Raw genomic sequence first — 5,440 nt, 5'->3', positions numbered from 1 at the left:
CGTCATCGCCCCTCCACACGTCATCACCGGGCTTGTCCCGGTGACCTCGCTCCGAAAAGCGCCGCGCCATACCGATCGAGGTGGCCGGGACGAGCCCGGCCATGACGGGGGAGGACGGTAGCGCCGCTCGCCTCGTCGGGGTTCCTCACATCGCGTGGAAGTCTCAAATTACGTAGAACTCCTTGTGCGACATCGTTTTGAGGTTCCTTGCCAACGTCCCGAACTGGATGGCCGCGTGCGTGCCGGTGCCGTCGTTGTCATACAGGAGCGCGCCGTTGTTTTTGTTGTAGATGACCCGGTCGCTCGGATCGCCTGCCTTGTCGCCGATGTGGAACGCGGCGCTCGACAGAACGCCCTTTTTGGCGATCTTGGTGAACGCGCTCTTGGCCAGATGGATGATGTCGTTCGCCACCGCGTAATCGGTGACGGTGTCGAGATTCGTCGCCTTTCTTGGACGGCTGTCGAACACGAACACGTCATCGCCTGATCCACCGCTCAGGGTGTCCTTGCCGAGTCCGCCGTAGAGCATGTCGTTTCCGCCCTCGCCCTTGAGAATGTCGTTTCCGCCCAGGCCGAAGATCAGGTCGTTGCCCGCCTCACCCACCCGCACGTCGTCGCCCGGTGTGCCGATCAGCGTGAGGCCCGTGGTCTCGATTACGTTGGCGACATCGACCCGAAAGGTCTGCACCGCCTCGCCGCCATACGCGTCCCTTGCTTTCACCGAGATCGATTGCGGGACCTGCGTCTCGTAATCGAGCGGCTTGAGCAGGACGAGGCTGGCGCCGTCGAGGCGGAACGTACCGCCACCGTCGGCGAGCAGGCTGTATGTCAGCGCGTCCCCGTCCGCATCGGTGGCCGACAGGTTAGCGACCACGGTGTTCACCAATGCGTTTTCAGCGATCGCGGTCTTCGACAGTGCGACGGCGGTGGGTGCGGTGTTGTAGAGCGTGACGGTCCCGTCGGAGAACTGGGCGAAGCGGACGTTGTTGAGCTGATCCGTGTCGTCGTTGTTGTTTCGCGTATCGACAATGGTTACGCCCGTACCGCCGTTGAGCGTGATGTGATAATCCGCCTTCGCACCGGAAAACACGGCGATGTCCTGCCCGCCGCCACCGTCGATCGTGTCGTTGCCCCCGCTCCCCTGGAATCTCTCGGCGCCGACACCGCCGTAGGCCCGGTCGTTGCCACTGCCGAGAAAAACCAACCCGGTCACCGATCCCAGGCGACCCTCATAGACATCATCGGCACTATTGASCGCGATCCTCCCTTCAATTCTCCCAAAATTGTTGACTGTGGATTCTGACGTGCCGGAGCTAACAATCACGCTCCCGGCTACCCCGCCTATGATCGTTCCGTAATTGTTGATGACCGCGTAAAGATTTCCAAAGACGAGGACTCCCGCGATCGATCCCTGAATGAGGCCCGTGTTGTTGACAATCCCGTCCCCGGAGATCCGCAAACCATCTCCATCGCTTCCGATCAGAGAGCCTGATTGGTAGATCTCGTTTGCAATGCCTGTCCCCGTACCGATTTGCGCGCCAGTGGCTCCGCGGATCGCACCCGAATTTTTCAGAGTATTCAGGCTACCGGCTGCGTACACACCATATTGCCCACCACTGACATTTGCTGCGGCATCAACCGTTATGAAATGGGCTCCATAGCCGTTTGCGCCTGTACCGTTGAGGAAAATGCCGCTCGCCAACGTGCTGGAAACGGCGGCTCCGCTACTCACCGTCACAGCATTTGCCGCCAAGTCCGAATGAATGCCGTTCGCGCCGGCACCCGCCGCCGTCACATGAATGTTCTGATTGACCACGACCCTGTCGCGAGCGGCGAGGAGATCGACGCAATGGTCGTTGGGCGACGTCGTGCTGCGGTCTGCGTCGATAAAAAAATCGGTCATGGCAATTCCCTCGACAAAACTGGTCTGAATAGCAACCAAAGCATCGTTATATAGTTCCATTGACGATCAAGCAAGTTGCACTGTCGTTAGGGAAACTTTCACACCGGGAGCTGCAACCTTGTCCGCTCAGGCGAGTGCGACGCTGTCGCCAAGCTCGATCCGAGCCACCGGCCGGCCTGTGAGCGCCAGATCGTCGTTGGTGGCCTGGATGGTCAATGTGGAGAGCGTCAACTCGGCCATGATCCGTCCGCGCCATCTCTCGAGAAGCAGCGCGAGGTCGTGCGTTTCGGGCGCATCGAGCGCGTCGGTCAGATGGTAGTAGCCGACAACGTAGAATCGCGTCCGAGGGGCGCCGCACGCGTCCTGAATGAGGGCGAACGCATCCTCGCCTCGAATGATTTGAGGATAGACGGGGAAATAGATCCGCCCAAAATTCTTCATGCCGATGAACGGCCCGCCCAGACGGAACGTGATCGCATCGATGAAACGCAAGCCGTCGGCGACAGCTTTTGCGCAGGTGTCGATGTCGCGCTCGACGAGACCATTCACGATGGTCGCGTGGAGGGTGGCCGCGCGCGTTTCGCACAATCCCCAATGGATTTTCGCGGCGAAGGAAGCCGCCCGCATTTCGGCTTCCATCTCCCGAAATACGGGAGACGCCATCAGGTCCGCGGCGGAGACGGGCGCGATGAGAGAATGGCGCGGTCGCTCATAGCGTCCGTCGACGTAATCGCGGTCGGGAACGCTGCGGATGACGTCAGCATGTCCGGGAACGACGAGAGGCAGATGCGCCAGGCGATAGGATTCGTCGAACGAAAGCCGCTCACCCGGCGCAAAGAGGCGGCGAGACGCGTCATAAGTCATCGCCATGTCGTCGCAAAAAGTGAGCGGCTCGTTCATTGGAAAGCGGTGGCGTTCAGCACGTCGCCTCAGCGAAACGCCTTCAACGCCGCCCTGCCCGCATAGCGTGCCTGCGAGCCGAGTTCTTCCTCGATGCGGATGAGCTGGTTGTACTTCGCCAACCGGTCGGAGCGCGCGAGCGAACCCGTCTTGATCTGTCCGCAATTCGTCGCGACCGCGAGATCGGCGATGGTCGAATCCTCCGTCTCGCCCGAGCGATGGGACATCACGGCCGTGTAACCGGCGCGATGGGCCATCTCGACGGCGGCGAGCGTCTCGGTGAGCGAGCCGATCTGGTTCACCTTCACGAGGAGCGAATTGGCGACACCCTTCTCGATGCCCTGCGACAGGCGCTCGACATTGGTGACGAAGAGATCGTCGCCGACGAGCTGGCATTTGGCGCCGATCAGATCGGTGACGGCCTTCCAGCCCTCCCAATCGTCCTCCGACATGCCGTCCTCGATGGAGGCGATGGGATAGGCGGCGGCGAGCTTGGCGAGATACTCGGCTTGCTCTTGCGGGCTGCGCTTTTTTCCTTCGCCTTCATAGACATACGCGCCATTCTTGAAGAATTCGGTTGCGGCGCAATCGAGGCCGATCACCATGTCCTTGCCCGGCTTGTAGCCGGCCTGTTCGATCGACTTCATGATGAAATCGAGAGCGGCCTCGGCGCTCGGCAGATTGGGAGCGAAACCGCCTTCGTCGCCGACATTGGTGTTGTGACCGGCGTCCTTCAGGGCCTTCTTGAGCGTGTGAAACACCTCGGAACCCATGCGCACCGCTTCGGCGATGTTGGGYGCGCCGACCGGCAGGATCATGAATTCCTGGAAGTCGATCGGATTATCCGCGTGTGCGCCGCCGTTGATGATGTTCATCATCGGCACCGGCAGCACGCGCGCCTGCGTACCGCCGACATAACGGTAGAGCGGCAACGCGGCGGCATCGGCGGCAGCCTTGGCGACGGCGAGCGAAACGCCCAGGATCGCGTTGGCGCCGAGGCGTGCCTTGTTGGGCGTACCGTCGAGTTCGATCATGGTCTCGTCGATGGCAACCTGATCTTCCGCGTCCATGCCGCCGATCGCGTCGAGGATCTCTCCGTTGACGGCTTCGATGGCCTTCAGGACGCCCTTGCCCTGATACCGGGACTTGTTGCCGTCACGCAGTTCGACGGCTTCATGCGCGCCTGTCGAGGCGCCGGACGGCACCGCGGCGCGACCCATCGAGCCATCTTCCAGCGTCACATCCACTTCGACGGTGGGATTGCCACGGCTGTCGAGGATCTGGCGGGCATGGACGTCGATGATCGCTGTCATGAGTAGGCTCCTAGAGACGAAGGGCTGGCGAAGGTCTGGCACAGTTGCGGCCAAAAGCGTCACGTTGGGCTTATTGACCGAAACGCTCATTGGGGCAAGGACGCTATCCCGTGACGCCACACCAATTCAAAGGCCAGTTGCCATGACCGACCCCATGACCGACGCGCACCTCAAGCTCGGGCACGCGAGCCCTCAACCGCAATCCCCGGAAGAGGCGACGCTCGACAGAGTGCCCAATCCGCACCAGGACACGGATTACGTGGCGCGGTTCACCTGTCCGGAGTTCACCTCGCTCTGTCCGGTCACCGGCCAGCCCGATTTCGCGCTTCTGGTCATCGACTACGTTCCCGGCCCCTGGCTCGTGGAATCGAAATCGTTGAAGCTCTATCTCCACAGCTTCCGCAACCACGGCGCGTTTCATGAGGATTGCACTGTCGCCATCGGCAAGAGACTGGCCGACTTGCTCGAGCCGCGTTACCTGCGCATCGGCGGCTATTGGTTCCCGCGCGGCGGCATTCCGATCGACGTATTCTGGCAGACAGGCGAGATGCCGAAGAACCTGTGGCTGCCCGATCAAGGCGTCGCGCCCTATCGCGCACGCGGCTGAGGCTACGCGGGGTGGGGTCGAGCGGGGCGCGACAGCACGAACGAGGCGGTCAGCCCGACACAGAGGATGACGACAGCGGCGATCACGGTCGACGCGGTCAATCCGACGGAGCGGAGACCGATCCCCATGAACACCACGCCGAGCGCCTGCCCGCAGAAGAACGAGAAAGCGTGAAGCGCGACCGCTGACGCGCGGGCATGCGGCGCAACCTCCGTCACCTGCGCCTGGAACGTGTTGTGCAGCATGTAGAAGCCGAGGCCCATCAGGAGCATGGCGAGCGCATCGAGCTTCCAGTCCGCGGCGAAGCCCAACGCGACCAGGGCAGCGGCTGCGAAAAGCCCGCCGACCGCCAGGATACGGGCGATGCCCATCCGCCTGAGCATCCACGTGACGAGGACCGAATAGACGAGACCGCCAATGGCGAAGCCGCCGATCGCGAAGCCGGCCTCCGTCGCGCCGCCTCCGCCGCGCTCTTCGAGAAGTGGAGCCATATAAGGAAAGATGCCGAAGATCGCCGTCGCCTCGACGAAGACGAAGGTGAAGAGCGACAGAGCGCGCCGGTTCGAGAGAATCTCGCCGTAGCGCGTCAGGGCGGCGCGCAGGTCGAACTTTCCGCCAGGAACGGCGCCGCGAAAACCGATCAGGGTCGCAGCCAGGGCCACTGCCATCATCCCGGTCGAGAGCACGAACACGCCCCGCCATCCCATGATCTCGGCG

The 5,440-nt window shown here is 62.2% G+C and carries 5 protein-coding genes; 1 reads left to right on the top strand and 4 read right to left on the bottom strand.

Features of this window, described 5'->3' with window-relative positions:
* Positions 1–163: 163 nt before the first annotated feature.
* From AC1DT3_RS11295 to eno, 3 genes are all read right to left on the bottom strand, one after another.
* Positions 164–1,903, bottom strand: coding sequence for a cadherin repeat domain-containing protein (locus AC1DT3_RS11295; RefSeq protein ID WP_477465349.1), 1,740 nt, complete (start codon positions 1,901–1,903; stop codon positions 164–166).
* 126 nt (positions 1,904–2,029) lie between these two features.
* Entirely contained in the window at positions 2,030–2,803 is a 774-nt protein-coding gene (locus tag AC1DT3_RS11290) for a hypothetical protein (RefSeq protein ID WP_477465348.1), read from the bottom strand.
* 29 nt (positions 2,804–2,832) lie between these two features.
* The gene (eno, locus tag AC1DT3_RS11285; RefSeq protein ID WP_477465347.1) at positions 2,833–4,116 is read right to left on the bottom strand and encodes a phosphopyruvate hydratase; all 1,284 of its coding nucleotides are present in this window, start codon (positions 4,114–4,116) and stop codon (positions 2,833–2,835) included.
* A gap of 154 nt (positions 4,117–4,270) precedes the next feature.
* Between eno and queF the strand changes: the two genes are divergently transcribed.
* Positions 4,271–4,723 carry a preQ(1) synthase gene (gene queF / locus AC1DT3_RS11280; RefSeq protein ID WP_477465350.1) on the top strand — a complete coding sequence of 151 codons (453 nt, stop codon included), beginning with the start codon at positions 4,271–4,273 and terminating at the stop codon, positions 4,721–4,723.
* Between the two features lie 2 nt (positions 4,724–4,725).
* Here the strand turns inward: queF and AC1DT3_RS11275 are convergent.
* Positions 4,726–5,440 (bottom strand): MFS transporter (locus AC1DT3_RS11275; protein ID WP_477465346.1); only part of this gene is annotated, 715 nt, incomplete at its 5' end.

It is taken from the genome of Microvirga sp. P4_G7 (assembly GCF_056401005.1).
The sequence above is the reverse complement of the archived record's forward strand: the minus strand, read 5'-3'. Positions and strand labels throughout refer to the sequence as shown.